We start from the raw sequence: 14,113 nt of genomic DNA, 5'->3' as shown, positions 1-14,113 counted from the left end.
AGGTTTCAATCATTTAATGAGGTTGACCTAGTTCTGCCTCTAACACTACCGTCATAACTGGAAGATATGTCTTCAGTTCAAATAAGCGCACCATCTGTGAGAACGTTTTCAATATGCTCGAATACATCAAAGGCGTCTTGAACATTGTGAACACCGGTGATAGTGACCTTTCCGTTAGAGAATAGCAACACAGTACAATCGATATCCTCTGGATTGTGGATTACCGCAGGGAATTGTTCCGGTTCATACTCTGATTGTTCCATTCCGAGAGATACTACTACAGCAGCCAAATTCAGACTAGAATTAAAATCACCAGTTACAACCAGATATTTCAGTGATACAGACTCCAGCATCTCGTCCCGATTTATTCCAACATCAATTGAGCTTAGAGTCTCGAACAGCCAGCGGACAATGTCCAGAACCTCACCCCAAGACGAAGCGCCTGCAACGGTGTACGACCCTGATCGAAACACCATCGCTACCGGAGATTGCTCCTCCGGCTTGAGATACACTCGGCCAGGAAGCACGGTTTTTTCAACCGAAAGTTCAGCACCCAGTACGTCTGTATCGATTTCACCAGCCCCTAACACGCCCGAAGCGACAACATTGACTATCTGAAGACCTCGAAATTCGTCTCCTTCCGTTCCGACAGGCGTGTCCATGTACTATAGGTTCATACAGGAGTGGTGAAAATCAGCGTTTGGTCAGTCGTCCGCGTACGACTCCAACGTCTCCGAGTCGATATCCTCCGGCTCCCGACCATACTCAGCGTCGAAGTTTTTCATATACTCTATCTCGTCCTCAGCCAGCCCATACATTGGGCCAATCAAGTCGTCCACGCGATCAACAATCGGTTTGAGCTCCGCTGCGTTCTCAATCACAGTCCGAGCTTTCCCGACGAACCGATATTCCATCGCCTCCCATAGCTCCTCGCTTACCTCAATGATGTCTTCCCTATTCGCTTCAAGTGTTTCTTGATCTGGGAAGGGGAACGGTTCGATTTCCCACCAGTCAATGTTGCGCCCGTTCTTGTACACCATCCAGTACCAGTAGTAGAGTGAAGACTGGAGCGTGATGAAACTCATACGCCGTTCAAGATCCGACGAGAAGTACATCCGGTACATACTTGTTGGAGTGGTCTTGCCTTGTTCCTCGTACAAATTCACCAGCAATGGGTTAATCCAGTACAGGGCACCACGACGACGCCACATCAAGTAATCTGTCTCGTTATCTTGAAGTGCGTCCGAGAACGTTCGGTCACTGGCCTCTTTCAACTTCTCAAGCGCACTTCTCGCAGTATCGTGGCCAAGCTTCGGGATAGACAGGTTCTGACCATCACCAATCTTGTCCCCCAGAGCAAGCCCGTTCGCCTTCGCGTAGCTGATATTTGACAGCGTCTCGTTTCGATTCTCGGTGGTGAACCGGATATACCGACTTGTGTAGATGTCCGGGTCGTGCTCTCCGGTTAGCTTTCCAGTGATGATAGCTGGCTTCACGTGTGCACCCTCAAAAATTCGAGATGGGCGGTGTGCAAAACACGCCATCCGTGTTTTCTCCAACCGGCGCGTGAGATGTTTTCGTGCAGGTTCTTCGCGCTGATCGTAGGCAATGCGAAGCGTTGTGATGTTCCCGAAGTGCCCGCCGAGTTTCAGTAGCTGTAGTTCACGCTCTACGAACTGTGCAGCGATATCGTTGATTCCGCCCGTCTCATACGCACTAACTAGATACTTCGCATTGTTAGAGAGAATGTCCCCATACGGTGGGTTTCCAACGACAATGTCGAACACCATATCGTAGTTCCCGTTCTCGTCTTCCTTGCGGGCCTCCGGGAACTCTGCAGTCCAATGGAATGGCCTGCCCTCTATACGCTCTAAATCGGAGTGGAGCGGGCGACGCTCAACTTTGTTGTAATAGAACTGGTCTTTCTCGGCAAACTCAATCAACGCCTCAAGGATTTGCTCGGCAGCTTCAGCCTGACTGGAAATCCCGTTGCGGTTCTTCCTATCAGTTAGACTATCAATGTGGTTCACAATATCCATCTTCCCGCTCTTTTGCATATGATGGACATCGAACCCAGCATCCTCGAGATCCGCTATTTGCGTATCAGTGAACTTCTCTTTGTCAGTACGCTTGATCGATACTGTGTCGATGTACTGTCGTAGTTCTACAGGAGAAATTTCATCTGCAAGCTCGTACAGGACCTCTGAATCTCGGATTTCACTCTCGACAGTTTGGGTTAACCGGTCGATATACTCCTTGTTGAGATCATCTCGAAGGTCGTCTCGAAGATCGTCGATTGCTGTTTTCGATCCTTCGTTTTCCTGCTTGTATTCTTTCCGCTGGGTGAGGATTTCTTCCATTCGGTCGCTATACTCATTCAGCGTTGTAGCACCGTACCCAACAGTCGGCAGGCCAATCAGTGAGTTCCCCTCGAGGATATTCACATCAATGTTGGGGAGACGGCCATAGCTCTCCTCCCAGTCGTTCCCCTCCAAAATTTTCAGCCATGTTCGCAGTTTGGCAATCTCGGTGGCAACACGGTCAACATCGACGCCATAGATGGAGTTCAACGCAATATCGCGTTTCTGCTGGTACTTCTCTTCAGGTGACGGGTCATCACCGCCGTGCTGACCACGGTGAATGGACTGGAGTACTTGATGCAGTTGTTCCATCGCAGCCGTCAAGAAGTGACCAGAGCCACATGCAGGATCAAGAACAGTCAGATTAAGAACCGCCTCACGAGCTTTGTCAAGACCCTGGGTGCTTCCGTACCAGCCCTCGCCTTCCTCAATGTGTGCCAGAATTTCCTCCAGAGACTCTGCTTCAGCCTGCCGTCGGAACGTAGACTCTACCTCCTCGTCCAGCGTTTCTGCAAACGATTCGATGATAGTTTCCTTGACCTCACCGTCAACGGCTTGGGAGTTAATCAGGTGTGTAACGTCGTTGGGCGTGTAGTAGGCGCCAGTCTCCTTTTGTCGGTCCTCCGCCTCGCTAATGTGGTTGATGGTCATTTCGAAAACGCTTCCCAGAATCGCGGGATCGATTTCGAGGTCCATCTCATGGTTGCCCTCAATCAGTTTGTCGATGACGAGCACCATTGAAGTGTTCCGAACGTCGTAGTCGTCTTCTTGCCTGAGATTTTGACGGAACAGTCCACCGTTCAGATACGGGATTTCATCGTACCAGTCGCCGTGGAGCTCACGGTCTTCACGGGGTTCGTTGAACAGATCATAAAATAGGGGTTTGATAGTTGTTTCGTAGAGAGAAGTTGGGATGCCCTCGCTGTAGTTTTCGACACGCTCGTGCAGGAACCCTTCCTCGAGAACGCCTCGCTCCTCAAGGAATCGAATGAACATCAGACGGTTCACGAGTGTGACCGCGAACACATCCTTGTCCTTCCTCGAAGCGCCGTCAGGCGCGTCAATATCGTTTCGAAGGCACGTATCGTAATTGTGCTCGTCTGACTCACCAAACAGTACTTCGATATAAATCTCGAAGAAGTCATCGACATCTCGTTTTCGCTGGTCACGGAACTCCGTGGGTGCTGTTTTCGTGAGGAGCGGAACAAGATGGTCGGGTTGGAATGTCAGCGCGAACGCTTCCAGCTCGTTGTCAATATCGATGTCAGAGTCTGGGAGCGCTTGCTGGCTGATGATGTTCTCATTGCGTGCTAACTGCCGGAGGGCATCTCTGAAGCTGTGATGTCGGACAGCTTCGTGCTCGAAGAAGTCACCACCACGTTCAGTGCGGTAAACAACCCAGTCGAGCCCATCAGTAGCGATTCCGTCGTTCGGGAAGGAGATGTTGGACAGATAGTCGTCTACAAGCTCATCTTCAGCATCCTCGATCTTGTTCAGAGATTTGTTCTCCCCGACAATTTCGAGGGTCTGGTCGCCGTTCTGTTCCTCAAGCTTGAAATCCGGGGTTTTACGCTGTGAGGTCGGTCGCCCAGGAGATTTATGAAGACCGACTGCATTCAGGACTGGGTTGATGAGGATATCTTCTGTCCACGTTTCGGGTTCGGCCCCAATATCCCTCCTGGTGATGTTTCGATCACCGTTGAGGATTCGCTCGATTTCGTGGGGGTCGTCGAATTCATCTTCGAGTTCCTCAAGAAAGTTAGCGAGGACATCTCGAAGGTTAGAAACTGTGGTCACGTTGTCTGAATATATAATTATGGTATCTTCATACTTTCCCTCTAATCACCAAAGCGGGACTCCGTTTCCGAGTCAAGTACCGTCACTCGCTCAATATCGCCCTCTAGCAACACAATCGATTCGGTAACTCCGTCTGAAAACGGTTCGTCTGTCTCCTCATCGACCCAGTAGACGTCGTCCAGCCACAGTTCGTGGGGCTTCTCGGCGCGACTATATTCACTTACCCGGCCAATGATACGGGCATCACTTGGCGTTTTCACACGCACAACAGACGCATCGTCCATCGCCCCCTCCCACGGCTGACGGCGATGTCTTCGGTACTCACTGCGACTCCACAACACATGCTGTACTTTGCTTCGCACCTCGTAAATCAACTCCAACGAATACACTACACCCAGCGCAATTGCGATGCTAAAGTAGATTGCAACCAAGTCTAGCCGAAACTGAGGCGTGAAGAAAATCGACTCTAATTGCCCAAGACTGGTGACTGGGGAGTAGAACACTTGGTATACGCCTAGAAACATTGTGTCGATCAGCAGACTGGAAATCAGACTTGCAACTAAGATTTTGAATCGAGAGGGTTCGCGTTCAACAACACCAATCGTGGTCGCCAGCAACACCGAAATGAATCCTGGTGCGACAAGTGCGGCTAACCCAACGATACTCAACGTGGTAACCGAGACCATGTGTTATCGTTACTCGTCTGAAGAACTACCGCTAGAATCTTCGCTAGAGGTAGTGTCACTGCTAACCTCTTGTCCAGACCCGCCTTCCTCCGTCGGGATATAACCAGCGCCGTCTTCGGGAGACCATCTGGTTGTCTCAACCTTTTTTCCCTTCGAGTTCGCCCGCTGCTTCGACCCGGACAACGCTTCCCGGTTTTTCTTTTTGCTTTTTGAGAGCTCCCGCTTCGTGCTCGACGAACCGCTTGAAGAATCGCTGCTGGAGTTGGTGTCCGAGTCGTCGCTCATACTTCACGAGTATCAATAGAGCATAAAAAGCGTTAGCCTATCGTAGGTTGATTTTGATGCCCAGAATATTCCTGCACAGGTTCTTCAGTGAGTAACTGGAGCTGAAGTAGGATCTGTTAACTTTGGAGGCGGATCCGAGACAGTGCGAGCATAGAGGTACGCAGAGGGTCCTGGTTTGAGTAATGTCTGGACTGCGGTGTTTCGAACCTTAGTAATCAGATTATCAGGTGGGAAGATATTTTGGTCGTGATTATCTCCCGAATCATTGGTTCCCGCCCTCGCCACCATGGATTTTCCTCTTGTCGTGGGGTACCCGTCAACGAATCCGCGAGTGACCGTCCGGTGCGTTCTCCACAGGCGTTATCAAGGGTTATCGTTCCTCGTTCGCGTACTGGTAGTTTGGACGGACTTCCTCAAGAAGGTCTTCTACGATTTCCCAGAGAATCAGGGAGGGAGTCTGTTGGGTGAACGTGATTCCCCAGCGATCCTCCCCATTGTCGGCTGCGTATTGGAAATGTGCCCGTCCAAGATCGGCGTGGTCCTCGTCCTGATGCCATCCAGCGTGAAAGCCCGTGTTCGGGTCGGTGTAGTTGATACGGAACCAATCGTGAGGGTCCTGCCGGTACCATTTGATGGTCAGCTCCGGCGAATCAGGGCCTGTCGGGGGGTCAAGACGGTCTGGATCGAAACTCGCCCGCAGCTGCTTGGCCTCAATATCGTTTGGAACGTACTCGACTGTCGTAATTTGTGGCACGCGATCGAGGACGTCCCGCTTCAGTTGGGCGTAGAGATTCGCGTTTGGGTCGCCTCCGGGATGAGGGACTGACATTCGTTAGCTGCTAGCCTCAGCAGGGTCTGTCGTTGGGGCGAGGAAGTCCCACTCGCGGATGGCGAACCCGACGATTTTGATGCGCCGCTGCAGGTGTTCCCACTCACGAGCGATTTCACGGCGCTGGTCCTCCTCTTCGCCGTCGAGGATCTCGTCAGCTAGGGTCCCACGAAGCTGATTCGGTGACTCGACGTCGAATGTGTCCTCCCAGTCACGAATTTGTGCCTTCATCTCGGCCAGCCGATCCGTAAGCTCCTCGACGGTATGGCCGCTGTCTCGAAGGCGCATCGCTTCCTGCATCGCCTGCCGACGGTAATCAGGGTAGTACGTGGTGTGGGTACCGCTTTCGTCACGGTGGAGAATACTGTCGTCAACGAGTCGTTCAAGAACGCGCTTGGTAGGCTCGTGTGACCAGCCCGCTTCAGAGGCGATCCAATTCGCTGTCCGCGGCTCCGACAGCTGCCGTGCGACCATCCGTACACGGTCCTCGCCCGTCGTCTGACGGTTCATCAGGCTCTCAGAATATGATTCGTCTTCGGTCATAGTCTACCGTTCGCACTCTGGCTTAATATAGATTGAGGTAGTTCATTCTATATCGAGTGTTATCCTCTGACCGATCGTTCGACACATACAAACTGGATCCATAACTTAGTCATCTCCCGTTCTTGGCGGCTCTACTGCGGGGAAGGCGGCGTCAAAAGACGATTGCGGCAGTCATGTTTATTGGACGGCGTCAGGGCAGTTGAAACTGGTCGTGCTTCTCGACACAATCGGGGACGCCCGCCGACCTGCATCTGTTCACGAAGTCATTTAATATGCTCTCCGAGTATTGTCCGATAGCAAGATGGGGCACGTCCACTACCACCACCCTGCAGACAAGCAGTTCTCCCTCGCTTTCGTCAATCCAGACCCCGAGAATCTTGTGTCACAAATCGTCGACTACGATGGGAATGTAGCCGTGAAAGTCATGGAATACGAACTTGATGCAGAGTTCTACGGTGTCTACACATCTCGGGTCGGCGGCGGTGCAGTGAGCGAGATCGAACTTGACCTTAGTGACGCTCTCGCGGACATGACTGAAGACAACGGAACGATTGTCGCACGGCTTCTGGAGATCTATCGGGCGCTCCTCTCACAGAACGAGGAAGAAGAGGGGACGCCTGTGGAGGCCTACAAGAACATCGACATTGACGCCCTCCCCGAAGCGTTTGATGAGACATCGTGGGAGGGGACGGCAACAGATGTCGCTGGTCGCCTCGCATCGAATCTGATTCTCAAGCACGCTCTTCCCAACGGGAATCACCGGACTGCTGTGGCACTGGTACAGTTCTACCTACGCCGTATCAACACCGACTTTTCGATGCCCGAAACAAAAACCGAGATCGAACCCGAGACCTACGACTGGCGAGAGTGGGTCAACGAGTATATTAACGAATCAAAGCGTCTCCTGACCGTTCGTCGGAAGAACGTCCTGTTCAAACATTTGCGTGAGTTCGGAGCCACAACGCTTGAGCGGAAACATCAAGTCATGATCGATTTGTCAGAATATGAGCTTGATATGTATCCGCATGAAGCGAAGGTATTCTACGCCGAAAAGCACCAAGACCTCTGGATAGAATTTGTGGAGCAAGCAGTTGAACGAGCCGGCTTTCCAGAGTTGACCGACACTACGGGGATATCTAAAGCGGAGTTCGCAGAGAAAATCCGGCGGCTTGACTAGCAGACTGCGTTAGTCTTGGAGAGTAGCGACTAATCGGCCCGTTTCCTCGGCCTCCTCGCTACGCGACATCCCGTATGTCGCGAGCGCCTCGTCTACCGCCTCGTCAAGACTCATAGTTCAAATTTAGCTGTGTGATTGTATAAACTCTTGCATCACCCTACACGCATGCCATACGGAAGTGAGATATGGTCGTGATTATCGCGGTATGCTTGACCGCGTTTTCTACTGATTTGCACAGCGTAGTCTCAAAAGCGTTGTTTGAGGAACCAACACTCCTTTATCGTTGGCCACGAAACCAACGTGGTAGCGGATGGAACCAACGGCCGATGATCTCGATGGATACGATAACGCAACAGTGTACGACGATGGGACTGTCGTTCGTGTATCGATCCGGCGGACGGACGACGACGCCTATCCGTCGGGGTGGCGGTACACGCTTCACTACGGAGCGTTGACCGCCGGTCCCAAGACGCTCGACGACGGAACGATCCGTCGCTATGACAACTCACACGAGGACACAAAAGGCCATGAATTACACGTCGCTCCTGACCCGGAACCGGCGTTCATCGAGTTCCCGGGCATCGAGGAACTCTACGAACAGTTCTGGGACGAGATTCCGAAGCCACGCTTCGGTCCATCCAAAGACAATGGTGATACCCATGACTGAACAGAATGTGCTCGTGGTCACGGTCGACAACGAGACCAACCCGTACGAAGAAGGCCTCGAAGCGATTCAGACACTCAAAGAAGGAGAGTCCCTCAACCGGCCAGCCACTGTCCGGTTCCCAAACGAGAGTCAACTAACTGATGTGTTCAACGAACGGACATACACGCTCTTGCGCGTAATTAGGGACGAAGAACCCGACAGCATTCGTGAGACAGCACGACTGGTTGGCCGTGACAAGAAGAACGTCCACGAAGAACTCACAACACTCGAAGCGCTGGGCGTCATCCGCTTCGAGGCTGTCGGGCGGGCAAAGAAGCCAGTGTTCCCCTACGACGATCTCGTCGTCTCGCCGCTTGCTCACGACTCCGGAGATGAAGCCACTGCCGCTCCGTAATCTCTCGTTGTCTTGGGCAATTGGTCGTGATTATCGACGCATACTCGACTGAGTAGAATTATCAGTATAGAAATATTGTTAATGACGTGTAACATTGTGACTATCATGACGGTCCTTCTCGCCTTGGAGATAGACACCGAGGATTTCGCGCTTAGTCGTATCACCGCAGGCGAGGAGGATATTCACATCCTGCTCGACCGGGTCGTCCCGCTCGGTGACGAGGTAATACCTTTCTTCTGGGTGGAGGGAGTGGACTTCGAGTCGTTCGAGCGTCGCGTCCGGGCGGCACCTCAGGTGGAAAACCTAGAAGCGCTCAACCGCGTTGACGGGAGCATCCTGTACAGGGTCAAGTGGGACGGGAGCGTGTGCACGTTCACTTCGATTCTGATCACCAGCGGAGCGACAGTACTTGAAGCCCACGGCACCAACTCGTGGTCGTTCCGCCTCCGATTCGACAACCATGCCGCCCTTCGGGATTTCCACGCGCTCTGTCGGGACGCGGATATCGATTTCGAAGTTATCAACATTGCTACAGAGGCGTCGCCGATGCGCGACGACGTCCGCTACAATCTCACGCCCCTACAACACGAGACGCTCGTGACGGCCATCGAACGCGGCTATTTCGATATCCCCCGGCAAATTACGCTGGAGGAACTCTCAACGGAGTTCGACGTGAGTTCACAGGCGCTCTCGGACCGGATTCGGCGGGCAGTACAGGAGGTTCTCACATCCTCGCCGTTGCCGACGACAGCCGCGGGACTCGACGACTGACACTCTTTCAAAGCTCATTAGGATGTCTCAACGATATTTGGCATGTCGCCAGAACTATCACTGCTATTAATGGAGTCATTGGAACTGTCACCGCTATTGGTGGAGTCGCCGGAGGGGTCGCTGTCGTCGCTACTGGCGGAGTCGTCTGAATTCCCGCCGTTGGTGGAGGCGCTGGACGAGTCACTGTCATCCGCACCAACCGGTCTGTCACTCTGACTACTGCTAGTGTCGCCGGATGAATCGCTGTCGTCTCCGTTGTCGGCGTCACTATTTGTATCGCTGTCACCGCTGTTGGACTCGGTATCTCCTGAACTGTCGCCGTTGCTGGTGTCGGTTGAGGAGTCACTCTCACCGGAACTGTCGCTGCCGGTGGAGTCACCGGGCGAACCGTCGTCGTTTCCACTGTTGGCTATGCCTGCACTGTCGTCACTGCCAGTGTCACTCCCGCCGGAATCATCACCGCTGCCGGAGTCGCTGGACGAGTCACCGCCGCTGGCGGTGTGCGGGTCGCTGCTGTCGTCGTCACTAGTTGGATCGCCGTCACTGGCTGCATCGTCGTCGCTGTCGGTGGTCTCGGTGCCATCGGAGCTGCCCGAAGCGTCATCGTTGGTGCTGTCTGCGCTCTCCCCGTCAATTGATGTCGCGTCGCTGTCATCCGTCGTCGCCGATGCCGAGTTCTGGCTCGCATCGTCCGACCCAGTCGCTCCGTCGTCACTGCCCGACTCGGTGTTGGACGCGGGTTCACCTTCCGGTGCATCGGTGTCGCCGCCCGGTTCGCTGTCGCCCGCAGACTGGTCGGATGCGTCGACGCCGCTGGATTCGTCGTCGCTGGCGGACGAGTCGGTCCCGTCACCGACAGTCTGGGGCGTCTCAACCTCCCCGTCGGTGCTGCCGTCACCGGGGACGGCAGCCGTCCCAGACGCTACACCGTCGGTTGGTGGCGTGTCTGACCCGTCGTCCGATTCGTCCGGGGTGGACGCGCCGGACCCGCTGCCGTCGTCGGGTGCCGACACCCCGTCGGCGTCCGAGTCGTCGTCTCCGCCGCCGGTCGAATCCCCCTCGCCGCCGTCGTTGGGCACCCCGACAGCAGGGTCCGAGTCGGTGGTAGCGCTGTCGCCGCCCGACCCGTCCGACGAGTCCGGAGTGGGCGGCATGTCGCCGGCCGGTGGCGTGGCCAAGTCGCCGTCGGTCGTGTCTGAGCCGCCAGTGGTGTCCGTTCCGTCGTCGGAGGGGGCGTCCTCGGCTGCCGGCGTGCTATCGGCGTCACCGGCCGTCCCGCCGTCCGGAACCGAGGGCGCCTCTTGGCCGCGCTCGTCACTGCTCTCTGGACCGGACGGACTTTGGCTCGCTGTCTGGAGCGACGACATGCTCGGTCCGCCGTTCGAACCCCCTCGTGGTGGGGCGGCTTGAACCGCGAGGTCCGAGGTGGTGCCGTCCGTGCTGAAGGTGACCGTCACTGGCTCCGAGTCGCCAAACAGCGCGTGTGTGGTGATTGGTGCCCCCGGAACGGCAGCGGTCATCATCGCCGTGACGGTGACGGCGGTGACGAACACGACAAGCAGCCGGCTCATGTCCCGTCCTCCATCTCGACGCCACCGCCGACGGCGGTCGGCGCTGCCTCCTCCGCCGCTTCCGGGGCAGTCGGGTCGACACTTAGGGTCGTCCACAGCGCGAACGCAAGGCCGAGGAGGCCGGCAGTCACTATCCCGACCGAGACCGGATGGGGCACGCCGGTGGTGGCCACCTCGCGGGAGACGTTCCAACCCGCGTAGCCACAGAGGACGGCCGTCGAGAGGAGCGTCAGTTTGAGGTCAGGGGCGGGCACGCCGACGGTGTCGTCGGTCGCCGCGTCGTTCTCGACTGCCGCTGGTTCGGCGGCCATCTCCGTAGGCTTGCTCACCGTCACTGGGGGCGTCCATTCGACGAGTTCGGCTCCCGCCTCGCTGTCCGTCGCCACCGCGTCGAACATCGCCGCGATGTCAGTCCCGTCGGTCGGCGTTTCGTCCGACATCGAGTCGTCATCCTCGGTGGCCCACCGGCGGAGCGAACTCACGCCCAACAACAACAGCGGGACGACCACGAGCGCGATCTGTCCGGTCGGCGTGTTCGCCCAGATGATTACGTAGCCGATGAGCGGGATGGTGTGGACCACCCGCCCAAGGACGCTCCCGGGAGCGACCGAGGCGGTGTCGGGGTTGCCATTGGCGTCGCCTTTCGTGATGTACTGCCCGTCCTGAACACCGACGACTCGGTGAGTGACGGGTATTGACCCGCCGTTGGAGAAGGTGATGATATCACCGACCTCGACGGACGCCGCGTCCGAGACGATGACGACATCCCCGGGGGAGAGTGCGGGCTCCATGCTCCCAGAGAGAATGACGAAGCCGTGGTCGGCGCCGACCGTCTGCGGGACCGCGAAGACGAGAAACGGGAGGAGCGCGAGAACCAGACACAGGGTGCCGGCTGCTTTCGTTGCCTGTCGGAGCCGCTCGCTATCGATACCGCGCTGATCGTCGCTCCCCTGGTTCTGCCGCCCTGTCGCCGGTTCGGTATCGTTCGTATTGAAATTGGTATCGTCGGTCATGGTCGCCCACCTCCACGGGCGAGTTGGGTCAGCGGGGCCGGACAGCTCCCGTCCGAGAGCGTCGGGGCGCAGACGCTGACGACGATGTTGCTGATACCGTAGTTGGTCCCGTTGTTGTCGTTGACGGGCGTGTAGACGAGCCCGTCCGTGGTACCGTCGAGGTCAGTCGTGTCGAAACCGAACGCGTCCGCGCTGCGCGGGTAGTGTTCGTACGGTTCGGGCCCCCCCTTGACGTCGACCGCACAGAGCGGGAGCAGGGGGGTCTCCTCGTCAGTCGTGAGCGTGAACGCGACGCCGCCGTCGCCGTCCATCGCCGTCACCTCGATGCCGTAGCCGGCCAGCCCCTCGTCGAAAGAGTAGGTCTCGCCGACTTCGAGTTCGGTGTCGACTTCGACCTTCCCGATCATCCAGCAACAGTCACAGCTGTAGCCGGGTGGGCAGGGTTCGGTGTCGCTCGCACTGAATGGGTTGAGCGTCCCGTCGGTGTTTCGACACTGCACCGCGCGGATGTCAAGCGGCAGTGCGACGGACTCGCTGCCCACGTACGCGGCCAGTTCGTACTCCGCGAGGATGAACAGCTCGTCGGCAATACAGCCGCTCTCGTCGACCGGTGGGCTCTCCGCAAGCCGGACACCCTCGCGGAGCGAATCGGCCACCTGGCGGAGCGACCCCGAGGCGATGGTCGATCCGGCCCTTCCGTCCGCGTCACTGTAGGACAGCGTCACCGTGAGGAGTTCGCCCAGCGTCGTCGCTTCGGGACAGTCGGCCCAGAGCCAGATGCGGGCGGGGTTGTTGGTGCCGCCGCGGTCCTGCGGGAGACTGATTCTGAACAGATCACGGACGGGCGCGCCGGTTGAGAGGTCCTCGACGTGACCGGCGAGGGTCGTTCCGTCGCCGACGCCGTCAGGCGCCGTCAGGTCCGGTCCGTCGGGCCCGAGATCCCGCCAGTACTCGACGACGATATCGACAAGTCCGGCCGTCATCTGGGTCTCCATCGTTTCCCGGTCGCTCAGTAGGGCGACTGCGTTGTGGCCGGCGAGGCTGCCGACGCTTCCCACCGCGAGTGCGCTGAGCAGGCCGCGGCGTGAGAGGGTCATTGGCCGGTCCCTCCGTCGAACGGGCTCGACGCACCGACGGGGACCGCGCCGAACCGCAGGTCGAAGACGACCCCGTCGCCCTGCGAGCGGTTAGTCGCGGTATCGGCAGGAAACTCCCATTCGAGTGCGAGACAGCGGCTCTCCCCCGGGGCCACCGAGTCGAGGACACGCTGCCCGTCGTCGTCGCCCACGTCGCTTGTCGCGGCGAACGCGACGCTCAGCGGCGTGCTCGCGACGATGGGGCTTTCGAGCTGTTCGGCGAAATCACGGCGGCCGTTACAGGAGCCAAGCGGCGCGCCGTCGCGCCAGAGTGCCACCACGAGTTCGTCGTCGAGTTCGCCGTCGGTCGGCGAGGTGTCGCCCGCGGCCTGTTCCGGTTCGTTGATACCGTTCTCGCTGTCGGCCCCGATAGCGGCCTGCAGCCAGATATCGACAGGCTCTGAGGGGACGCTCAGGTCGTCGGCCACTTCCAGGCCCACCACGAGCGTCCCGTCGTCGCCGGGCATGACGTCGCCGACGGTAATCACCGGGCCGGCCGCCTCGATCACGAACTCCGCGTCCGTGACGTAGGCCGGGTTCGTCGCCGGGTCCAGCGTGTCGTCCAGTCCGGGGTCGCTCGTGCCGTTTTGCGTCTCCTGGAAGACACCGTTGTAGCGTTCGTACCACGCCACCCGGACCCGTCGGTCGTCGGGGTCCCCGTCGGCCGCGTAGGTGTAGTGCGTGTAGCGTGGCTGTCCGCCCAACCCGGCGACGCTGCCGAGCCCGAGGGTGCCCACACCGAGGGCGGCCAACAGTTCTCGTCGTGTAACTCTCATTTCTGAATCTCCGTCGTCGTTCGTACGCTCTGCAACACCGCTATCGTCGATAGGTATGGTGTGGTTGCCGGATCGGTATGGACCCCGGATAGGGGACCACCGGGGCGT

Annotated in this window: 14 protein-coding genes; 4 read left to right on the top strand and 10 right to left on the bottom strand. The window is 57.2% G+C overall.

Features of this window, described 5'->3' with window-relative positions; translation table 11 throughout:
- Positions 1 to 77 precede the first annotated feature (77 nt).
- The 6 genes from P0204_RS20030 to P0204_RS20005 form a co-directional block, all read right to left on the bottom strand.
- Positions 78 to 662, bottom strand: coding sequence for a TATA-box-binding protein (locus P0204_RS20030; RefSeq protein ID WP_276224192.1), 585 nt, complete (start codon positions 660 to 662; stop codon positions 78 to 80).
- A gap of 42 nt (positions 663 to 704) precedes the next feature.
- Complete coding sequence (locus P0204_RS20025) at positions 705 to 4,157, bottom strand: Eco57I restriction-modification methylase domain-containing protein (RefSeq protein ID WP_276224190.1); 3,453 nt, start codon at positions 4,155 to 4,157, stop codon at positions 705 to 707.
- Positions 4,158 to 4,198: 41 nt separating this feature from the next.
- Complete coding sequence (locus tag P0204_RS20020) at positions 4,199 to 4,843, bottom strand: DUF6338 family protein (RefSeq protein WP_276224188.1); 645 nt, start codon at positions 4,841 to 4,843, stop codon at positions 4,199 to 4,201.
- A gap of 9 nt (positions 4,844 to 4,852) precedes the next feature.
- The gene (locus P0204_RS20015; protein WP_276224187.1) at positions 4,853 to 5,128 is read right to left on the bottom strand and encodes a hypothetical protein; all 276 of its coding nucleotides are present in this window, start codon (positions 5,126 to 5,128) and stop codon (positions 4,853 to 4,855) included.
- A gap of 370 nt (positions 5,129 to 5,498) precedes the next feature.
- The gene (locus P0204_RS20010) at positions 5,499 to 5,957 is read right to left on the bottom strand and encodes a hypothetical protein (protein WP_276224185.1); all 459 of its coding nucleotides are present in this window, start codon (positions 5,955 to 5,957) and stop codon (positions 5,499 to 5,501) included.
- A 3-nt stretch (positions 5,958 to 5,960) separates the two neighbouring features.
- A complete protein-coding gene (locus P0204_RS20005; RefSeq protein WP_276224183.1) occupies positions 5,961 to 6,500 on the bottom strand; it encodes a DUF7342 family protein in 540 nt (179 codons plus the stop codon).
- A 301-nt stretch (positions 6,501 to 6,801) separates the two neighbouring features.
- On the opposite strand from P0204_RS20005, the gene P0204_RS20000 reads away from it, so the two are divergent.
- From P0204_RS20000 to P0204_RS19985, 4 genes are all read left to right on the top strand, one after another.
- Positions 6,802 to 7,677 (top strand): DUF8172 family protein, encoded by an 876-nt coding sequence (locus P0204_RS20000; protein WP_276224181.1) that lies wholly within the window; start codon positions 6,802 to 6,804, stop codon positions 7,675 to 7,677.
- 310 nt (positions 7,678 to 7,987) lie between these two features.
- A complete protein-coding gene (locus P0204_RS19995) occupies positions 7,988 to 8,344 on the top strand; it encodes a toxin-antitoxin system TumE family protein (RefSeq protein WP_276224180.1) in 357 nt (118 codons plus the stop codon).
- On the top strand, positions 8,337 to 8,738 hold the full coding sequence (locus P0204_RS19990; RefSeq protein WP_276224178.1) for an HVO_A0114 family putative DNA-binding protein: 402 nt from the start codon (positions 8,337 to 8,339) through the stop codon (positions 8,736 to 8,738). Before P0204_RS19995 ends, P0204_RS19990 begins: the two co-directional genes overlap by 8 nt.
- A 105-nt stretch (positions 8,739 to 8,843) precedes the next feature.
- On the top strand, positions 8,844 to 9,509 hold the full coding sequence (locus P0204_RS19985; protein ID WP_276224177.1) for a helix-turn-helix domain-containing protein: 666 nt from the start codon (positions 8,844 to 8,846) through the stop codon (positions 9,507 to 9,509).
- 17 nt (positions 9,510 to 9,526) lie between these two features.
- Here P0204_RS19985 and P0204_RS19980 read toward each other — a convergent pair whose 3' ends face one another.
- From P0204_RS19980 to P0204_RS19965, 4 genes are read right to left on the bottom strand one after another with little or no spacing between them, the layout of a single operon-like run.
- Positions 9,527 to 11,080, bottom strand: a complete 1,554-nt coding sequence (locus P0204_RS19980) for a hypothetical protein (protein WP_276224175.1) — start codon at positions 11,078 to 11,080, stop codon at positions 9,527 to 9,529.
- Positions 11,077 to 12,093, bottom strand: a complete 1,017-nt coding sequence (locus P0204_RS19975; RefSeq protein WP_276224174.1) for a signal peptidase I — start codon at positions 12,091 to 12,093, stop codon at positions 11,077 to 11,079. Before P0204_RS19975 ends, P0204_RS19980 begins: the two co-directional genes overlap by 4 nt.
- The gene (locus P0204_RS19970; RefSeq protein ID WP_276224172.1) at positions 12,090 to 13,190 is read right to left on the bottom strand and encodes a hypothetical protein; all 1,101 of its coding nucleotides are present in this window, start codon (positions 13,188 to 13,190) and stop codon (positions 12,090 to 12,092) included. Before P0204_RS19970 ends, P0204_RS19975 begins: the two co-directional genes overlap by 4 nt.
- Positions 13,187 to 14,005 (bottom strand): hypothetical protein, encoded by an 819-nt coding sequence (locus tag P0204_RS19965; protein ID WP_276224170.1) that lies wholly within the window; start codon positions 14,003 to 14,005, stop codon positions 13,187 to 13,189. Before P0204_RS19965 ends, P0204_RS19970 begins: the two co-directional genes overlap by 4 nt.
- Between the last annotated feature and the right edge of the window lie 108 nt (positions 14,006 to 14,113).

It is taken from the genome of Haloarcula halophila (assembly GCF_029278565.1).
GTDB lineage: Archaea > Halobacteriota > Halobacteria > Halobacteriales > Haloarculaceae > Haloarcula > Haloarcula halophila.
Note: the sequence above shows the minus strand (reverse complement) of the source record. Positions and strands in the feature narration are given on the sequence as shown.

What these genes read in the sequence shown, in the direction of transcription:
- P0204_RS20030 (WP_276224192.1), bottom strand. Translation starts at nt 662, where the DNA reads ATGGACACGCCTGTCGGAACGGAAGGAGACGAATTTCGAGGTCTTCAG.
- P0204_RS20020 (WP_276224188.1), bottom strand. Translation starts at nt 4,843, where the DNA reads ATGGTCTCGGTTACCACGTTGAGTATCGTTGGGTTAGCCGCACTTGTC.
- P0204_RS20015 (WP_276224187.1), bottom strand. Translation starts at nt 5,128, where the DNA reads ATGAGCGACGACTCGGACACCAACTCCAGCAGCGATTCTTCAAGCGGT.
- P0204_RS20010 (WP_276224185.1), bottom strand. Translation starts at nt 5,957, where the DNA reads ATGTCAGTCCCTCATCCCGGAGGCGACCCAAACGCGAATCTCTACGCC.
- P0204_RS20005 (WP_276224183.1), bottom strand. Translation starts at nt 6,500, where the DNA reads ATGACCGAAGACGAATCATATTCTGAGAGCCTGATGAACCGTCAGACG.
- P0204_RS20000 (WP_276224181.1), top strand. Translation starts at nt 6,802, where the DNA reads ATGGGGCACGTCCACTACCACCACCCTGCAGACAAGCAGTTCTCCCTC.
- P0204_RS19995 (WP_276224180.1), top strand. Translation starts at nt 7,988, where the DNA reads ATGGAACCAACGGCCGATGATCTCGATGGATACGATAACGCAACAGTG.
- P0204_RS19990 (WP_276224178.1), top strand. Translation starts at nt 8,337, where the DNA reads ATGACTGAACAGAATGTGCTCGTGGTCACGGTCGACAACGAGACCAAC.
- P0204_RS19985 (WP_276224177.1), top strand. Translation starts at nt 8,844, where the DNA reads ATGACGGTCCTTCTCGCCTTGGAGATAGACACCGAGGATTTCGCGCTT.
- P0204_RS19980 (WP_276224175.1), bottom strand. Translation starts at nt 11,080, where the DNA reads ATGAGCCGGCTGCTTGTCGTGTTCGTCACCGCCGTCACCGTCACGGCG.
- P0204_RS19975 (WP_276224174.1), bottom strand. Translation starts at nt 12,093, where the DNA reads ATGACCGACGATACCAATTTCAATACGAACGATACCGAACCGGCGACA.
- P0204_RS19970 (WP_276224172.1), bottom strand. Translation starts at nt 13,190, where the DNA reads ATGACCCTCTCACGCCGCGGCCTGCTCAGCGCACTCGCGGTGGGAAGC.
- P0204_RS19965 (WP_276224170.1), bottom strand. Translation starts at nt 14,005, where the DNA reads ATGAGAGTTACACGACGAGAACTGTTGGCCGCCCTCGGTGTGGGCACC.